Raw genomic sequence first — 18180 nt, 5'->3', positions numbered from 1 at the left:
AAAGGAATAATCACATGAATGTAGCGATAATAGGTTCTGGGATCTCAGGCTTAACATGTGGGTATTATTTACATAAAGAGCATAACGTAACTTTGTTTGAAGCCAATGATTATATTGGCGGTCACACAGCCACGGTCGACGTTCAGCTAGACGGAGAGAGCTACGCTGTCGATACTGGGTTTATCGTTTTTAACGATAGGACTTATCCTAACTTTATCGAATTGATGGACGAAATCGGTGTGAGTGGGATCGCGAGTCAAATGAGTTTTAGTGTGAGAAACGATGCGCATGGACTTGAATACAATGGTCATACGGTATCGACATTGTTTGCCCAAAAGCGTAATTGGCTAAATCCGAAGTTTTATCGCTTTATTTTTGAAATACTCCGATTCAATAAACAGGTTAAAGCTATTGCGAGCCAAAATGCATGCCAAGACATAACTTTGGGTGAATTCCTTACGTCTCACGGGTTTAATCGTTTTTTTTGCGACAACTATATTCTTCCCATGGGCGCTGCAATTTGGTCTTCTACTTTGGCCGACATGAGAGCCTTTCCGCTCACTTTCTTCGCACGATTCTTTTTAAATCATGGATTGCTTGATATCACTAATCGTCCTCAATGGTACGTGATAAAGGGCGGATCGCGAGAATATATAGGACCGTTGACGAAAGGATTTTCAGACAGAATTCTCCTTAACACACCAGTGGATAGTGTGACTCGGGACCAAGCCGGTGTTACGGTTCATTTTGATGGGCGCAGTGAACGTTTTGACCACGTTATTTTTGCCTGTCATAGCGACCAAGCACTTAAGATGCTGAAAGATGCAAGCTCATCAGAGTATGCCGTGCTATCCAAATTAGAATACCAAGCTAACGACGTGGTGCTGCATACTGACGAGAGCATACTGCCTGAACGAAAAGCCGCCTGGGCATCATGGAACTATCGACTATCTGGCGCTGATGAAGAAGAAAACGCAGCCCCAACGTTGACTTACAATATGAACATATTGCAACACATAGCAGCACCTCAAACCTTTTGTGTCTCCTTAAATAGCAACGAGCAAATAGACCAAAGTAAAGTGCTCAGGCGTTTCGTCTATCACCATCCGGTATTTAACAGTCAATCCATGAAAGCGCAAGCACGTAAAAAGGAAATTAATGGCGTTTGTAACACTTGGTTCTGCGGGGCTTACTGGTATAACGGTTTTCATGAAGATGGTGTCAAAAGTGCTTTAGACGTAGTACGAGGGCTCCGAGCTTACAGTACAGACCACAGATCTAAGGGAGCGGCTTAATATGCCGTCCGCGCTCAAAAGTTGTTTGCTCGTTGGTAATGTGAGGCATCGTCGTTTCACCCCGATAGAGCATACGCTGGACTATACACTCTTCATGCCGTGTCTGGATCTTGATGAACTCGAAGGACTCAAAAGAAAAATATGGGGCTTTGGTGACAAGTGGTGGCATTGGGCAAGGTTCAAGCGCAGTGACTACTTAGGAACCGGAGACTTGAAACAGTCGGTACTTAATAAGGTTGTTGAATTAGGTGGAGAGCATCTCAATGGGAGTGTGAAGGCTGTGATTCACCTCAGATATTTTGGCATCTACTTTAGTCCTGTTAATTTTTACTATATTTATGACGATCAGGATTGTTGGCGTTATTTACTTGCTGAGGTGAGTAATACGCCATGGAATGAAAGATATTACTATCTGTTGGATGTACGTAATGAGGATACTTGGGTTCACTCAAAAGCATTTCATGTCTCTCCATTTAATCCAATTGACCAGGAATATCGATGGAAAATTAAGCCCATGAACCCGAACTTATCTATCCATTTGGAGTGCCATCGTCAGGGCAAACAATTTGACGCCACGATGAAAATGAAACAGCGAACATTAAGTTCTCGAAGTCTACTTAAGCATTTGATAGTTACACCAGTACTTGCCATCAAAATGCTTGTTGGGATTTATTGGCATGCACTAAAGCTTTGGGTCAAAGGTGCCCCCTTTTACTCTCATCCTAAGTATCGGCAGGGTAAAGAAGCTCAAGCAACTCATAGAAATGTCGAAAAATAATTTGGAGCTGACATAATGATTAATTCACAAACGCTACCTTTGCCCAAGGCATTGACACCTTTACATAAAGCGGCAAGAAACCTTGCATTTTCTTGTTTACAAAGGCTACAACACGGCTCATTAACTGTCATAGAGTCGTTTGAATCGCGATCAGATGAAGACTCTACCACACGATTTGGTGATTTAATTGATGGGGAAACACATGCGGTAATTGAGGTTAAACACCCTGCTTTTTATGCTCGACTTCTTAAAGGAGGAAGCATAGCTGCAGGTGAAGCTTATATGGACGGGTGGTGGGAAAGTAACGATTTGACATCTCTGATGAAGCTGATGGCACAAAATTTAGCAACGTTAGATTCGATTGAAAAGAAAAGCAGTGTATTCTCAAAACTTGCCTACCAAGTCGGACACTGGCTTAATCGCAATACACTGGTTAATTCTGCCAAGAACATACAAGCTCACTATGACTTGAGTAATGAGCTCTATGATACATTTTTAGATCAGAGAATGCTCTACTCATCAGGTATTTATCGAACAGATCAGGACACTTTGGAGCAAGCTCAAACCAACAAAATGGAGCGCTTGTGTCAGCAGCTCAACCTGAGTGAAAACGATTCAGTAATTGAAATTGGAACGGGTTGGGGCGCCATGGCTATATACATGGCAGAGCAATATGGTTGTCATGTGACCACCACGACGATCTCGCAGCAGCAGTACCTGTATGCAAAGCAAGAGATAGAAAAAAGAGGGTTAGAAGGCAAGATCACCTTATTACAGAAAGATTATCGTTTGCTTGAAGGCGAGTTTGACAAGCTAGTATCGATTGAAATGATAGAAGCTGTTGGCAAGCAGTTCTTAAATTCATATCTTGAAAAATGCCAGTCTTTGCTTAAGTCAGGTGGGTTGATGGCTATTCAAGCGATTACCATTGCCGACCAGCGTTACGCCGATTACAGCAACAGCGTCGACTTCATTCAAAAGTACATTTTCCCTGGTGGCTTTTTGCCTTCGATAACAGCACTCACTCAGGCGACCACTAAACACACAGATCTGGTACTTAGAGATTTGTTTGATATTGGCCAAGATTATGCTCGAACATTAAGAGACTGGTATACGCGTTTTAATTATGCTGAGAAGCGGGTGAGACAGCTGGGGTTCGATGAAAGGTTTATCCGCATGTGGAACTATTACTTTTGCTACTGTGAGGGTGGATTCCGAGCGCGGTCGATCAGTACAGTCCACATGACGTTCCAGCGTCCATAGTTCTGAGTATTCGGAGAACAAGATGAAACAGCTACTGATAGCGTCGACATGGTTCCAAATACTTTGGCTATGCGCTGTTCTTGGTAATTATCAATGGCAGAATTTAACGTTAGTTCTGGTGGTTACAACCCTAATTATATCGGCTTTTAAGGGATGGCTACACTGGCGAAACTGGGCCAGTATCTTAGCCGTAGGTTTGATCGTCGATTTTGTAAACATCAAGCTAGGTCTGTTTCAATTTGAGCATCAGGGCTTCCCAATTTGGCTTGCTGCTCTTTGGATGTTGTTCACTTGGTACGTGCATTTTTTACACCCATTTGTGAGCCAATACTCTGCGCTGGTCGTATCAATAGTAGGAGGGATCGCCGGAGCACTGAGCTACATGGCGGGAGAGAAGTTTGGCGCAGTGGCGTTTGGATTACCTTTCTTTTCTGTTGTGGCCATTTTGCTTGTTGAGTGGTTCCTTATTATCTGGATGATATTAAGGGTATATGGGCATGAACTACGCAATGATGATGGTCGCTTATCTAACTCTGACAGCTAGTGCTAAAGCCTCAACGGTCTTGGAAAAATCACCACATGAGTGGAGTCAATGGTCTAGTGTGGGGCAAGCGCAGTTGTCGATGTTGTTCTTTGACATTTACAAGTCGCAACTTCTTAGTCCAAATGGCCGATACATTGTTGGTGATGACATCACTCCACACCCTTTGGCACTTTCCATTACGTACCAAAGAGATATCTCCCAGAAACAGCTTGTGAAGGCTACCGTTGAACAGTGGGACAAACTCGGTTATGAATCAAGTACAACCAGCCAGTGGGCTCAACGCCTTGAAGCTATTTTCCCAGATATTGAAGAGGGTAACAATTTGACGTATGTGACCGATGGGTATCACGGACGATTTTTTTATACCCGGCCCAACGACAAAGCAGAGCTGATCGGAAAGATAGAAGAGGAAGCATTTAATGATGCCTTTCTGGCTATTTGGCTTTCCCCTCAAACTGAATATCCTAGCTTGAGACGAGACTTGATTGGGGGTTACTGATGTTTAAGCAGGTGAGACGCTTATTTTATGCCCTTTTTATGGCTCTAGGCTTAACTGCTTGTAGCGCGGACATTGACGACTATCGACAGCATGAACCTAACTTCGATCTGTTCGAATATTTCGAGGGAGAATCGACAGCTTGGGGAATGGTGCAAGATTACACTGACCTGCAGACAAGGAGATTTGAAGTAGCCATAGTCGGAACAGTAAAGGGTAACACTCTTACTCTTGTGGAAGACTTTGTGTTTGATGATGGTGAAAAGTCACGTCGCGTATGGAGTATCGAGCGTCTAGAACAAGGTCAGTATCAAGGACGAGCAGACGACATTATTGGAGTGGCAAAAGGAACACAAGTCGGAAACGCACTGCGCTGGCAATATGACTTTGCGCTTCAACTAGAGGACTCGACTGTGGTGGTGTCTTTTGACGATTGGTTGTATCGCCAAGATGAAAACCATGTATTCAATCTAACTAAGATAAAGAAATTTGGTATCGAAGTCGGACAAATTACCTTGTTTTTTCAAAAGACAATTAGGTGAGTTGCTTTATTGCATAAAAACACAAAAGGACGGCAAACTAACCGTCCCTTTTTGGTTAGTGAGAAAGTTTTCTATAGCTTATCGGTTAGCTCGATTGCTTGACCTATATAATTAGCTGGTGTCATTTGTTTTAAACGTTCTTTCTCGTGTTCTGGTAATGCTAGTCCTTCGATGAAGTGTTTCATTGCTTCGCCATCAACACGTTTACCGCGAGTGAGTTCCTTTAGTTTTTCATAAGGCTTTTCAATTCCATAGCGGCGCATAACGGTTTGAACAGGTTCTGCAAGTACTTCCCAGTTTTGATCGAGCTCTGCTAGAAGAGCATCGCGATTGACTTCTAGTTTGCTGATGCCTTTAAGTGTTGACGTATAAGCAATGATTGCATAACCGACACCAACACCTAAATTACGTAGGACTGTTGAGTCCGTTAGATCACGTTGCCAGCGAGAGATTGGCAGTTTTTGCGCTAAGTGTGCAAACACTGCATTAGCAAGACCAAGGTTACCCTCTGAGTTTTCAAAATCAATAGGGTTGACTTTATGAGGCATAGTTGAAGACCCAATCTCACCCGCAATGGTTTTTTGCTTGAAATGGCCCAGCGCAATATAACCCCAAATATCTCTATCAAAATCAATCAATATGGTATTGAATCGAGCAATGGCATCGAACAATTCTGCGATGTAATCATGCGGCTCAATCTGAGTTGTGTATGGATTCCAAGTCACGCCCAGAGATTCAGTGATGAAGTCTTCAGAAAACTGATGCCAGTTTAACTCTGGATAAGCGGACAAATGGGCATTGTAGTTACCTACTGCACCATTTATTTTTGCGAGAATTTCGACACTAGCAATTTGCTTATACTGACGCTCCATGCGGTACGCAACATTGGCCATTTCCTTACCCATAGTTGATGGAGACGCGGGCTGACCATGAGTTCGAGAGAGTAGTGGAATATCTCGATATTCAACAGCAAGAGCTTTGATGGCATCAATGATGTTGCGTATTTCGGGCAGAATCACAGTCTCACGCGCTTCTTTTAGCATCAGTGCATGAGATGTATTGTTGATATCTTCAGAGGTACAAGCAAAATGCAGAAATTCATTAACAGCGTGCAATTCAGGAATGCCAGCCACTTTTTCTTTCAGGAAATACTCTACTGCTTTGACATCATGGTTGGTTGTGCGCTCAATGTCTTTTATTCTACGTGCATCTTGTTCAGAAAAGTTGGCAGCAAGATCGTTTAAAAACTGATTCGCTTCTGCGCTAAAAGCTGGGACTTCTACAATTTCGGCTGTCGCTGCAAGCTTTTGTAACCAACGGATTTCGACGATAGTACGGTATTTAAGTAGACCATATTCACTAAAAATCTCGCGTAAAGCTGTAGTCTTGCTTCCGTATCGGCCGTCTACTGGTGAAACAGCAGTCAATGCTGACAGTTCCATGATGTTCTCCTGAATTGAGTGTCTAAATGTCGTGAGCTTTATACCAATAACTTACACTATTGTCACGCACATTGCGCAAACGTTTGCTGTGATGGTTTTTTGGATAGAACAGCCAACTCTGAATGAATTAAGTTGGCTTTTATGCTTAAATTCTTGCTAGTAGGATTCGAGCTTGTTCAACCATTTTCTTTCGCCCAAAGATTAGGTGTCGCCTTTTGCCTCCTACTTGGCGCCATAAAACAGCACTGCGAATACCCGAAAGTAATAAAGCTCTGACTTTGTGCTGGTTATTTATTTGTTGTAGTACGGATGGTGTTCCTGTTACTTGTATTCTTGGGCCTATTGGACTAATCACGTCGAGATAGATACTGGCGAGATTACTCAGCATTTGTTCTTCTAGTAAGTCAAAATGATCAAGCTGTCTGTCAATCATTTGGATTCGGTCTCCCAGTTGAGACATCGCATCTTTACGTCCACTTAGCTTTCTTTCAAGTGCCATCAAACTGATGATGTAACGAGTAACTTCACTACCAGAAGGGGTACTATCTATCCCTTTAACAATGCATTCTAGCCCGATTTTTAAATTTGACTCTCGGCCAAAAACACCCACAGTATTGGCTGGGGAGGTGCTTAAAATTGCTTTTAGCGATGCTTCAAATGCGTCAGAGTCACAGTGACCGTTTTTCGCTACTTGTTGAACGAGAACAACAGCTTGGCAAATTCCGGCAAAAGCGATAGTTTGGTCATAAAGTGCATTAGCCACAGACAGTACTCCTAAATACGTTCTTTAATAATGCCACCACCTAAGCACGCCTCACCATGATAAAATACAGCGGATTGGCCTGGTGTAACGGCGACTTGAGGATCATCAAATATGACTTTAATGGTGTTGTCGTCGACCGGAATAATGGTACAGGGTATATCGGCTTGGCGATAACGTGTTTTGACAGAACATTGGAAAGGTTCTGTGATTGTTTTTCGATTGACCCAATGCAGTTGTGAGGCAATTAATCCCTGAGATTTTAGTAAAGGGTGATCGGCACCCTGCACGGCAATCAGTACGTTTCTCTTGAGGTCTTTATCTGCAACATACCAAGGGTCTTCATTACCGCCGCCACCTTTTTGGCCACCTATATGTAGGCCTTTTCTTTGACCTAGAGTGTGATACATAAGCCCTTGATGCTCCCCGATCACCTTGCCCTCTGGAGTTTCAATTTTCCCCGGTTGTGCTGGAAGATAACGTGAAAGAAAGTCAGTAAACTTACGCTCACCAATAAAGCAAATACCGGTCGAATCTTTTTTCTTAGCGGTAATGAGATCTTGCTCTTCTGCTATTTTTCGCACTTCTGGCTTTTCTAATTCACCAACAGGAAAAAGGCTACGAGCAACTTGCTCATTGCTGAGTGTATATAGGAAATAGCTCTGATCTTTATTAGAGTCTAAACCACGAAGCATTTTTACTTCGTCTACATTGTCTGAAAACGTCCGGCGCACGTAATGGCCCATTGCAATGTAGTCTGCATCAAGTACTTCGTCGGCAAACTCTAAAAACGCTTTGAATTTTATTTCCTTGTTGCAGAGGATGTCAGGATTTGGAGTACGCCCAGCTTTATATTCTGATAAAAAGTACTCAAAGACATTGTCCCAATATTCCGAAGCAAAGTTAATTTTATGTAGGTAGATACCCAACTTGTCACAAACCGCTTGCGCATCTGCTAAGTCTTCGGCTGCTGTACAGTATTCCTCGTTATCATCTTCCTCCCAGTTTTTCATGAACAAGCCTTCTACTTGATAGCCTTGCTGTTTGAGAAGAAAAGCGGAAACGGATGAGTCGACACCGCCGGACATGCCAACGATGACTTTCTTTTTACTGTTGTCAGTATAGTTCTGAGACATTTCAAAACACCACACAAATTAACTGGAGGCAAATCTTAACAGAAAGCGTTAGCGGGTGACAGTTTCTCGGTTGAAAACACTGTTCATTTCTTAGTTGAGAGTTCATGGGGAGCGACAACTTTCGCCAAAGCTAGCCAGTATAATTCGGTGATTTATTATTTTATTAATAATGCAAACGTTTGCTAAAATTGAAAGGTTGCTGCATCTGATCGCACACGGTAGAATCCAAACCCTTTTTCATCCCTTACTCAGAAAATTTGCTATGAAGTTCCCAGGCCAACGAAAATCTAAACATTATTTTCCTGTCCATACACGTGATCCTTTGGTTAGCCAGTCTCAACAAAGTAAGAAGGTATCGAGCACACACATTATTGGTATTGATCAAACTTTGGTAGATATTGAAGCCAAAGTAGACTCGGAACTTATTGATAGATATAAGTTGAGTAAAGGGCACTCATTAGTTATTGATGATGACACAGCGGAAGCTCTCTATAACGAGTTGAAAGAAAACAATTTAATTACTAATGAGTACGCTGGTGGTACCATAGGTAATACGCTTCATAATTATTCAGTCCTTGCCGATGATCGCTCAACACTTTTGGGAGTGATGAGTCAGGACATTAAAATTGGTAGTTATGGTTATCGCTATTTGTGTAATACCTCTAGTCGTATGGATCTTAACTATTTACAAGGTGTTGACGGTGCAATAGGAAGGTGCTTTGCATTAATTTCAGATGATGGTGAGAGGACCTTCGCAATTAGTGAAGGCCAGATGAATCAGCTTCATGCAAATAATATCCCTGAGTCTATATTCAAAAATGCATCAGCATTAGTGCTGACATCTTACTTAATTCGTTGCAAGGATGGTGATCCTATGCCAAATGCAACAATGCAAGCTATTGAGTATGCAAAAAAGTATAGCGTTCCGGTTGTGTTAACTTTGGGGACAAAATATGTTATTCAAAATGACCCTATATTTTGGCAAGCGTTTTTACGAGACCATGTAAGTGTAGTGGCCATGAATGAAGATGAAGCTGAAGCATTGACGGGAGAGTCTGATCCTCTTGTTGCTTCCGATAAAGCTTTGGAATGGGTTGATTTAGTATTATGTACGGCGGGGCCGGTCGGATTATTTATGGCTGGCTACACAGAAGATGCAGCTAAACGTCAAACCTCTCTTCCTTTACTTCCTGGCAGTATTGCTGAATTCAATCGTTATGAATTTAGTCGACCAGCTGAAAAGGCAGCATGTGAAAATCCAATTAAGGTTTATTCTCATATATCACCTTATATGGGTGGGCCAGAGAAAATTAAGAATACAAATGGTGCAGGAGATGCTGCACTTTCTGCTTTATTACATGATATGGCAGCAAATAAACACCACAGAGAAAATGTGCCTAATTCTAGTAAGCATGCTCATACTTTTTTGACTTATTCGTCATTTTCACAGGTTTGCAAATATTCTAATCGCGCTAGTTATGAAGTGCTAGTACAACATTCTCCGCGTTTATCGAGAGGATTACCCGAGCGAGAAGACAGTTTAGAAGAAGCGTACTGGGAACGCTAACATATTGATGATAATAAAAAAGCCTCATGAAAATGAGGCTTTTTTATATTATAAAATTACATATTTAAAGTTTATTTATATATGTAATTAGATTAGGAAATCATCCAGAGATTTGCCAGCATCTAATTTTTCTTGGATTGCAGAAGGCGTACGACCTTGGCCAGTCCAAGTTTTCTTCTCACCGTTACTGTCTACATACTTGTATTTAGCAGGACGCGGTGCACGCTTAGATTTCTGTTTACCTGCAGACTCTCCAGCCAATGCAGATATAACCATGTTTTTATCTAGCCCTAACTGTTTAATTTGTTCAGCAATATCCGCTAGCTTAGCTTCTTGTGCCGCTTTTTCCGCTTCCTCTGCTTCCTCTGCTTCTTTGCGCTCTGAGACAACAGTTGATAGTTTGTCTAGGGCTTCTTCCAGTTGCTCCAGTGTTAGCTCACGAGCAAATGCACGTAGGCTACGAATGTTTAATAAAGTTTTTGTTAGTTCCGACATATAGTTTCTCACTTAATTAAGGAGTCGATGGAATAAATATTAAACCCGTATTATCTGCAATACAATATTTTATAGTTAAATTCTTATAAAAAGTTATTATTTAATGTCTTAACATTAGAATAATGAGACCTTTCTTATTAACTGATTAAAATTTGTTACATAAAATATCGAAGCTTTTGTGATTATGACAATACTTATTGCCAATAAGTTTCATAATAGAGTGATATTTATTTATACAAACATGTTATTTAGTGCTACCTAGTTTGATGATCGTTATCACTGCACCAAGAATTTTTTCAGTAAATTACTTTTTTACACCCTATTATTCATATTTTTGCCTGAAAAAATATGAAATAGAGACTAATTGCATAATTAACAAAGATGTTTTTCTAATCACATGAATCAACTTGTTATTATAGCAGCTATTAATAATATGTTTGAACTATTAAAAACTTACTAACAACCTGATATCGGGTTCACTTGTTATTTCGCTGAGTCTATTGAAATCAAGGCCTAGATAAGTACAATAGCGAGCACCTGAAGCGATGCGTTGTGATGGTTTTGTTAAATTGTCGTGGTTTTTTGCTAATTTTAGTTTCAAATCCCAATCATCGCGGTAGAGGAGCAGGGCAAATAAGTAGGGCTTGTTGGGGTGATGCCAATGAACAAGTGTGAAAGGTTGTTTTGCCGAAGTGGGTTTCCATATCAAAGGAGCTTGCTGGGGTTGCACCCGAAAGGGGTAACACTGCCATAGTCTATTACTTTTAACACTATGGAGCGCTACTGTAGGGCTAAAGATAGGTAAACTAATGTCTTTTGCTTCGTCCGCCACTTATTGTTCTGGAATTAATCCTTCAATCAGTCTGCAGTAGATCTCTAACCATTAATTACTGGTTTTTGAAGATCATGAATTTAATTGATTTTGCATCATCGCCGATATCGCTGTTGCCACCACTAGTGGCTCTTAGCTTGGCAATTATTACTCGACGCGTCCTTTTATCTTTGGGTGTGGGTATTATCTTAGGAGCAGCGCTTCTAAATGACTATTCACTCGGCAATACAGTAGGATACGTTGGCTCAACAGTTTCTAGCGTATTCGTTGAGGATGGCGGTATAAATACTTGGAATATGAGTATTTTAGCCTTCCTAGTCTTGCTGGGTATGATGACAGCACTGTTGACTTTATCTGGTGGTACCCTAGCTTTTGCTGAATGGGCTCAATCCAGAGTCAAAAGTAAACGTGGTTCAAAACTATTGGCTGCGTTCTTAGGCGTATTTATTTTTGTTGATGACTACTTTAATAGCCTCGCAGTTGGAGCTATTTCTCGTCCTGTCACAGATAGATTTTACGTTTCTCGAGCAAAGCTTGCTTATATTCTTGATTCTACCGCGGCTCCAATGTGTGTGATTATGCCTGCATCAAGCTGGGGCGCTTACATCATCACGATTATAGGTGGTATCTTGGTCTCACATGGGGTTACAGAATATTCCGCCTTAGGCGCATATGTCCGTTTGATACCAATGAATTTTTATGCGGTATTTGCTTTGCTGATGGTGTTCGCCGTTGCTTGGTTTGGACTTGATGTAGGAAAAATGCGCAAACACGAAATAGCGGCATCTCAAGGTCGTGGTTTCGGGCAACAAGAAGCAGAAGATACTCAACAAGCTTATGAGATAAACGAAGAACTCGATATCACTCAAAGTGAGAAAGGCAAAGTATCTGATCTAGTTCTACCCATTATCTTTCTTATCGTCGCGACCGTTGCATCCATGCTCTACACAGGTGGACAGTCTTTAAGTGCTGATAGTAAGCCTTTTACTTTACTTGGTGCATTTGAAAATACAGATGTTGGAACATCACTGGTTTATGGTGGTCTTGTCGGACTCGCTTTGGCATTAATCACGGTTGTGAAGCAAGGTATAGCGGTAGGTGAGATTTCTCGTACGCTTTGGATCGGTGCTAAATCTATGTTCGGTGCGATCCTGATCCTAATATTCGCTTGGACAATCGGCTCTATTATCGGTGATATGAATACCGGTAAATATTTGTCGACTCTTGCACAAGGTAATATTGGTGTCCATTGGCTTCCTGTTATTCTTTTCCTTCTCGCAGGTCTCATGGCGTTTTCAACCGGAACATCATGGGGTACTTTTGGTATCATGTTACCTATTGCTGGTGATATGGCCGCTGCGACAGAAATTGGTTTAATGCTACCTATGCTCAGTGCTGTGCTTGCTGGTTCAGTTTTTGGTGACCACTGCTCTCCGATATCTGATACCACGATATTGTCATCAACCGGCGCGCGTTGTGATCACATCGATCATGTGTCTACACAGTTGCCGTATGCGCTTTCAGTCGCTGCTGTATCATGCGTTGGTTTCACTTCGCTTGGAATAACAGCATCGATTGGCATTTCATTTTTAGCATCTTTTGTGACATTTATTGCTGTGTGTGTTTTGCTGTCTTCTTTGTCTAAAACTAAGATGGCGAGTTGCCCAGATGTATAATTGAACCCAAAGTTTTTAAGGGAGCAAATGCTCCCTTTTTATTTGTATAAGACAAATTCAAAAAATCTTTAATTTTTAGTTGAAAAAAAAATCATCCTTGGGTAGGGTGTTCGTTAAGCAAGCCAACTAAGCAATATATAAGTATGCGTAATTCTACAATGAACATTCATCACCATCATCACCCAGACTAGTCTTTCGGGAGATGCGCGCATACCCGGGAGGCAAGAAGCTCCCGGAGGAATAAATCGCTAACACAAGATTTCAACCCTCGGGAGATAACTCCCGAGGGTTTTTTGATTTTTACGATTTAAGATTTGATTTATACAGGGAAACGAGTAATGACAACACAACGTTTGAGAATAGCGATTCAGAAAAAAGGTCGTTTGAGCAGAGAATGCCAAGAGCTACTTAAAAAGTGCGGTGTTAAGTTCAATATCATGGGAGAGCGTCTGGTTGTCCACTCTTTGAATATGCCAATCGACCTTTTGCTTGTTCGTGATGATGACATCCCCGGCTTAATTATGGATGGTGTCGTAGACCTTGGCTTTATTGGCGAGAATGAACTAGAAGAGGTTCGTTTAGATCGACGAGCACTTGGCGAACCATGTGAATTTATCCCACTTCGCCGACTAGATTTTGGTGGTTGCCGCCTCTCTATCGCAATCGATAAAGATGAAGAATACAGCGGACCTCAAGATCTTGCAGGTAAGCGTATTGCGACCACCTACCCGCAACTTCTTAAGGCCTATATGGATAAGCAAGGTGTTCCGTTTTCCACCTGCATGTTAACCGGATCGGTCGAGGTTGCACCGCGAGCAGGTTTAGCCGATGCGATTGCCGATCTTGTCTCAACAGGCGCAACGTTAGAAGCTAATGGACTAAAGGAAGCAGCGGTAATTTTTGAGTCTAAAGCGACTTTAATTCAGCGTGTGGGGGATTTTGAATCAGATAAGACAGCGTTGATCGAAAAACTTCTCACGCGAATGCAAGGAGTTCAACAAGCCAAAGAATCAAAATATATCATGCTACATGCACCAGTAGGTCAGTTAGAGCAGGTAAAAGCCTTACTTCCGGGCGCTGAGGATCCAACCGTTCTTCCTCTCTCATCCGATAAAGAAAAAGTTGCGATTCACTTAGTGAGTACGGAAAACCTGTTCTGGGAAACGATGGAGCAGCTCAAAGAGCTGGGCGCCAGCTCAATCCTTGTTCTGCCAATTGAAAAAATGATGGGGTAGTTGCAATGAAAACCGTTGTCTGGGAATCTTTAAGCCAAGTACAGCAAGATTCTATTTTGAAGCGTCCTGCCATGCAAGATGGAGCGAGCATTACTTCTGCTGTTTCAAATGTTATTGAGCAAGTTAAGGCTGACGGTGATAAGGCGTTATTTTCCCTTACCGAACAGTTTGACCGTATTCAACCTGAATCAATACAAGTCGCTTCTCAAGATATTGAACAAGCCTCACAACGCTTATCCTCTCGAATGAAAGCAGCACTGGAACAGGCTTACTCAAATATTTCCAAGTTTCATACCGCGCAAAAACCACAGCCAATTAAAGTAGAAACCCAGCCAGGAGTAGTATGCGAACAAGTTTCACGCCCGATCCAGAAAGTTGGTCTGTACATACCTGGTGGTAGCGCGCCACTACCTTCAACGGTATTGATGCTGGGCGTTCCAGCAAAGATTGCTGGTTGTCGTAAAGTGGTGCTTTGCTCTCCGCCACCGATTGCTGATGAGATCCTTTATGTCGCCAAACTCTGCGGCATTGATGAGGTTTACAATGTGGGTGGTGGTCAAGCTATCGCGGCCATGGCATATGGAACAGAGACAGTCTCAAAAGTCGATAAAATTTTTGGTCCGGGTAATGCTTATGTGACAGAAGCGAAGCGTCAAGTGAGTAATGATTTTCGTGGAGCATCAATTGATATGCCAGCAGGGCCTTCAGAGGTGCTTGTTATCGCGGATGAAAGTGCTGATGCAGATTTTATTGCGGCAGACTTATTGAGTCAGGCAGAGCATGGACCTGATTCTCAGGTAGTGCTTGTAACCCCATCGCCAATTATTGCCGATCAAGTTACAGATGCAATTAGGCGTCAGTTGATAGACTTACCGCGTGCTGAAATTGCAGAACAAGCGCTTGCGTCTAGCTTAGTGATTATTGCTGAGTCTTTAACTCAAGCTGTATCAATATCCAATTACTACGGTCCTGAGCATTTAATCGTTCAGACTAAAAATCCTCGCGAGCTTCTTCCTTTGCTTGATAACGCTGGTTCGATATTTCTTGGTGACTGGTCCCCAGAATCAGCAGGTGACTATGCGTCTGGAACCAATCATGTACTTCCAACTTATGGTTACACCCGTACGCACTCGAGCCTTGGATTATCGGACTTTACAAAGCGTATGACAGTACAGGAACTATCCGCTGAAGGCTTGAAAAATCTTGCGCCGACCGTGATAACCATGGCAGAGGCGGAAGGCTTAGATGCTCATAAACGTGCAGTGACTATTCGAGTCGAAAAATTGAAATCTAAAGGATAATCACAGTGGAAAAGTTAGTAAGAAAACAAATCCAAACTCTTACTCCCTATATGTCTGCTCGCAGAATAGGGGGAAGTGGTGATGTGTGGCTCAATGCCAACGAGTCACCATTCAATAACGAATACAAAACCGATTTTGCACGTCTTAATCGCTACAGTGAGTGCCAGCCTAACGAGCTTATTTCTGCCTATGCCGCTTATGCTGGTGTAAGGCCTGAGCAGACCATTACCACTCGTGGAGCCGATGAAGGGATCGAGCTGCTAATTCGCGCTTTTTGTGAGCCAAGAGAAGATGCTATTTTATACTGTCCACCGACTTACGGTATGTACTCAATCAGTGCTGAAACCATGGGGGTTGAGCAAAAAGTAGTGCCGTTGACATCAGATTGGCAACTCGATTTAACAAAAATCGAAGCAAACTTAGATAAGGTGAAACTGATTTTTATTTGCTCCCCGAACAACCCGACAGGGAACTTAGTTAAGCGTGAAGACATAGTAGCACTTCTTGAGATGACCAAAGAGCGTGCCATTGTTGTCATGGATGAAGCCTACATAGATTTTTGTCCCGAAGCTTCAACGGTTGATTTGCTGTCTCAATACGCAAATCTGGCCATTTTGCGCACTTTATCCAAGGCATTTGCTCTAGCTGGACTACGCTGCGGATTTACCTTAGCAAATCAAGACCTAATCAAGATCCTGCTCAAAGTTATTGCGCCATACCCAGTTCCAGTTCCTGTTTCCGAAATCGCCACACAAGCACTGTCTGAAGCGGGCTTAGCACGAACCAAATTCCAAGTACTGGATTTGAATGCTAACCGCGCTTATTTGCAAGTGGGTTTGTCTATGATCTCGGGCCTAGAGGTTTTTGAAGGCTGGGGTAACTATTTATTGGTTAAGTTTCCCGATGGCACCGCCCTATTCAAAGCGGCATGGGACACAGGTGTTATTTTACGCAATTCACCGATTGAGAACTGTGTGCGCATCAGTGTTGGTAACCGTGATGAGTGTGAAAAAACGCTCGGTTTTATAAGAAATTACTACTCATAGTTAGTGAAAAAATACAGTGCGCTGACTAAAGGTAAGCGCTAAAAATTGCAATAAGGAAATTCGAGTGAGCAAACAACAAAAAATCCTTTTTATCGACCGTGATGGAACCTTGATAGTTGAACCACCAACTGATTTTCAGGTAGATAGATTAGACAAACTCAAGTTAGAGCCCTTTGTCATCCCAAGTTTATTGTCCTTGCAAGAGGCGGGCTATCGTCTTGTGATGGTTACCAACCAAGATGGGTTAGGGACAGACAGTTACCCACAAGAAGATTTCGATGGACCACATACTATGATGATGGACATCTTCGAATCTCAAGGGGTAAGGTTTGATGATGTGCTGATTTGCCCACACTTTGAACATGACAACTGTTCGTGTCGCAAACCAAAATTAGGGCTTGTTAAAGAATATCTCAGAGCAGGCAAGGTTGATTTTCAGAACTCAGTTGTTATTGGTGATCGTCAGACGGATCTACAATTAGCAGAAAATATGGCCATCAGAGGCATTCAATACCATCCACAGACAATGGGCTGGCAGCAGATTGTCAACGACTTAACTATCAAAGCACGAGTTGCAGAAGTAGCGCGCACCACCAAAGAAACAGATATCAAAGTTGCGGTTAACCTTGATCAGCAAGGAAGCAATGATATTTCAACCGGACTAGGCTTTTTTGATCACATGCTGGATCAAATTGCGACGCACGGCGGGTTTCAGATGGTGTGTAAAGTCGATGGTGATTTGCATATTGACGATCACCACACAGTAGAAGATACCGCTTTAGCTTTGGGACAAGCACTAAAAGAAGCCTTGGGTGATAAACGTGGCATTGATCGATTTGGTTTCAGTTTACCCATGGATGAGTGTTTGGCCCAATGCGCGTTGGACTTGTCTGGTCGCCCTTACCTGAAGTTCGATGCGAAGTTTAGCCGTGAACAAGTAGGAGATTTATCTACTGAAATGGTTGGACACTTTTTCAGATCGTTAACAGACACTCTAGCTTGTACGCTACACCTTTCTTCATCTGGCGATAACGACCATCACATTGTTGAAAGTCTGTTTAAAGCTTTTGGCCGCACAGTTCGCCAAGCGATTAAAGTTGAAGGTACTGAGTTACCTAGTAGTAAAGGTGTACTTTGAAGGAGAACCATGCAGTGAAAGAACAGAAAGTGGTTATTATCGATACAGGTTGTGCCAATGTGTCATCGGTAAAATTTGCCATCGAACGTCTGGGTTACACAGTGACTATTTCAAGTGATCCTCAGGTTGTGTTATCGGCCGATAAATTGTTTTTACCCGGTGTAGGCACCGCAAGTGAAGCGATGAGAAACCTTCAACAACGTGATCTTGTCCGCTTGGTTAAACAAGTCGACAAGCCGCTTCTGGGTATCTGCTTAGGTATGCAACTTTTGGCCAAGGCCTCTCAAGAAAAAGGCCAGAAAGCAGATGAGTTTGTTGAGTGTCTTGGGCTTTGTGATAGCGAGGTGATTCGGCTTGAGGCAGACGATTTGCCTTTACCTCATATGGGCTGGAATACAGTGTCTGCTAAAACAGGCCATCCCTTATTTAAAGGTGTTGAAGAAGGGGAATATTTCTACTTTGTACACAGTTTCGCAATGCCAGTCGGCAGCGACACGATAGCTGAAAGTGATTATGGCAGCCCTTTTTCAGCAGCGGTGCAAAGCGGCAACTATTTTGGTGTCCAGTTTCACCCTGAACGCTCTTCTAAAGCAGGGGCCAAGCTTATTCAAAATTTCTTAGAACTTTAAAAGGG

Annotated in this window: 17 protein-coding genes, 1 riboswitch and 1 other annotated feature; of the genes, 13 read left to right on the top strand and 4 right to left on the bottom strand. The window is 42.4% G+C overall.

Features of this window, described 5'->3' with window-relative positions; translation table 11 throughout:
• Window positions 1-14: 14 nt before the first annotated feature.
• Genes DPF90_RS07005 through DPF90_RS06980 form a run of 6 tightly spaced genes read left to right on the top strand, consistent with a single transcriptional unit; the run spans window position 15 to window position 4918 of the window.
• Window positions 15-1295: an NAD(P)/FAD-dependent oxidoreductase gene (locus tag DPF90_RS07005; protein ID WP_114785609.1), complete on the top strand. Its 1281-nt coding sequence runs from the start codon at window positions 15-17 to the stop codon at window positions 1293-1295.
• 1 nt (window position 1296) lies between these two features.
• Window positions 1297-2073, top strand: coding sequence for a DUF1365 domain-containing protein (locus tag DPF90_RS07000; protein ID WP_114785608.1), 777 nt, complete (start codon window positions 1297-1299; stop codon window positions 2071-2073).
• A gap of 15 nt (window positions 2074-2088) precedes the next feature.
• Window positions 2089-3336: an SAM-dependent methyltransferase gene (locus DPF90_RS06995; protein WP_114785607.1), complete on the top strand. Its 1248-nt coding sequence runs from the start codon at window positions 2089-2091 to the stop codon at window positions 3334-3336.
• Window positions 3337-3358: 22 nt separating this feature from the next.
• Window positions 3359-3880 (top strand): DUF2878 domain-containing protein, encoded by a 522-nt coding sequence (locus DPF90_RS06990; RefSeq protein ID WP_114785606.1) that lies wholly within the window; start codon window positions 3359-3361, stop codon window positions 3878-3880.
• On the top strand, window positions 3834-4379 hold the full coding sequence (locus DPF90_RS06985) for a chalcone isomerase family protein (protein WP_240314479.1): 546 nt from the start codon (window positions 3834-3836) through the stop codon (window positions 4377-4379). Before DPF90_RS06990 ends, DPF90_RS06985 begins: the two co-directional genes overlap by 47 nt.
• Window positions 4380-4417: 38 nt before the next feature.
• Entirely contained in the window at window positions 4418-4918 is a 501-nt protein-coding gene (locus tag DPF90_RS06980) for a DUF3833 domain-containing protein (RefSeq protein WP_420855729.1), read from the top strand.
• Between the two features lie 71 nt (window positions 4919-4989).
• Here DPF90_RS06980 and purB read toward each other — a convergent pair whose 3' ends face one another.
• The 3 genes from purB to mnmA form a co-directional block, all read right to left on the bottom strand.
• Complete coding sequence (purB, locus tag DPF90_RS06975; RefSeq protein ID WP_114785604.1) at window positions 4990-6360, bottom strand: adenylosuccinate lyase; 1371 nt, start codon at window positions 6358-6360, stop codon at window positions 4990-4992.
• Window positions 6361-6505: 145 nt separating this feature from the next.
• Window positions 6506-7123 carry a high frequency lysogenization protein HflD gene (gene hflD, locus DPF90_RS06970; protein ID WP_114785603.1) on the bottom strand — a complete coding sequence of 206 codons (618 nt, stop codon included), beginning with the start codon at window positions 7121-7123 and terminating at the stop codon, window positions 6506-6508.
• Window positions 7124-7134: 11 nt separating this feature from the next.
• Entirely contained in the window at window positions 7135-8256 is a 1122-nt protein-coding gene (gene mnmA / locus DPF90_RS06965; RefSeq protein WP_114785602.1) for a tRNA 2-thiouridine(34) synthase MnmA, read from the bottom strand.
• A gap of 262 nt (window positions 8257-8518) precedes the next feature.
• Here mnmA and DPF90_RS06960 point away from each other — a divergent pair, with 262 nt between their 5' ends.
• Window positions 8519-9823 (top strand): inosine/guanosine kinase, encoded by a 1305-nt coding sequence (locus tag DPF90_RS06960; RefSeq protein ID WP_114785646.1) that lies wholly within the window; start codon window positions 8519-8521, stop codon window positions 9821-9823.
• 87 nt (window positions 9824-9910) lie between these two features.
• Here the strand turns inward: DPF90_RS06960 and DPF90_RS06955 are convergent, their stop codons facing one another.
• Window positions 9911-10318, bottom strand: a complete 408-nt coding sequence (locus tag DPF90_RS06955; protein ID WP_114785601.1) for an H-NS family histone-like protein — start codon at window positions 10316-10318, stop codon at window positions 9911-9913.
• Between the two features lie 609 nt (window positions 10319-10927).
• A riboswitch (Lysine riboswitch) is annotated at window positions 10928-11109 on the top strand.
• A 115-nt stretch (window positions 11110-11224) separates the two neighbouring features.
• Here DPF90_RS06955 and DPF90_RS06945 point away from each other — a divergent pair.
• The 6 genes from DPF90_RS06945 (at window position 11225) to hisH (ending at window position 18175) form a co-directional block, all read left to right on the top strand.
• On the top strand, window positions 11225-12826 hold the full coding sequence (locus DPF90_RS06945; RefSeq protein WP_114785599.1) for a Na+/H+ antiporter NhaC family protein: 1602 nt from the start codon (window positions 11225-11227) through the stop codon (window positions 12824-12826).
• A 166-nt stretch (window positions 12827-12992) separates the two neighbouring features.
• Window positions 12993-13124 (top strand) — a sequence feature (His leader region).
• 40 nt (window positions 13125-13164) lie between these two features.
• A complete protein-coding gene (gene hisG, locus DPF90_RS06940) occupies window positions 13165-14061 on the top strand; it encodes an ATP phosphoribosyltransferase (RefSeq protein WP_114785598.1) in 897 nt (298 codons plus the stop codon).
• A gap of 5 nt (window positions 14062-14066) precedes the next feature.
• Window positions 14067-15362 carry a histidinol dehydrogenase gene (gene hisD / locus DPF90_RS06935; RefSeq protein WP_114785597.1) on the top strand — a complete coding sequence of 432 codons (1296 nt, stop codon included), beginning with the start codon at window positions 14067-14069 and terminating at the stop codon, window positions 15360-15362.
• 5 nt (window positions 15363-15367) lie between these two features.
• On the top strand, window positions 15368-16408 hold the full coding sequence (gene hisC, locus DPF90_RS06930; protein WP_114785596.1) for a histidinol-phosphate transaminase: 1041 nt from the start codon (window positions 15368-15370) through the stop codon (window positions 16406-16408).
• A 64-nt stretch (window positions 16409-16472) separates the two neighbouring features.
• Window positions 16473-17546, top strand: a complete 1074-nt coding sequence (gene hisB / locus DPF90_RS06925; protein WP_114785595.1) for a bifunctional histidinol-phosphatase/imidazoleglycerol-phosphate dehydratase HisB — start codon at window positions 16473-16475, stop codon at window positions 17544-17546.
• A gap of 14 nt (window positions 17547-17560) precedes the next feature.
• A complete protein-coding gene (gene hisH / locus DPF90_RS06920) occupies window positions 17561-18175 on the top strand; it encodes an imidazole glycerol phosphate synthase subunit HisH (RefSeq protein WP_114785594.1) in 615 nt (204 codons plus the stop codon).
• The last annotated feature ends 5 nt before the right edge of the window (window positions 18176-18180 follow it).

The organism is Vibrio tetraodonis, from assembly GCF_003350295.1.
GTDB lineage: Bacteria > Pseudomonadota > Gammaproteobacteria > Enterobacterales > Vibrionaceae > Vibrio > Vibrio tetraodonis.
Note: the sequence above shows the minus strand (reverse complement) of the source record. Positions and strands in the feature narration are given on the sequence as shown.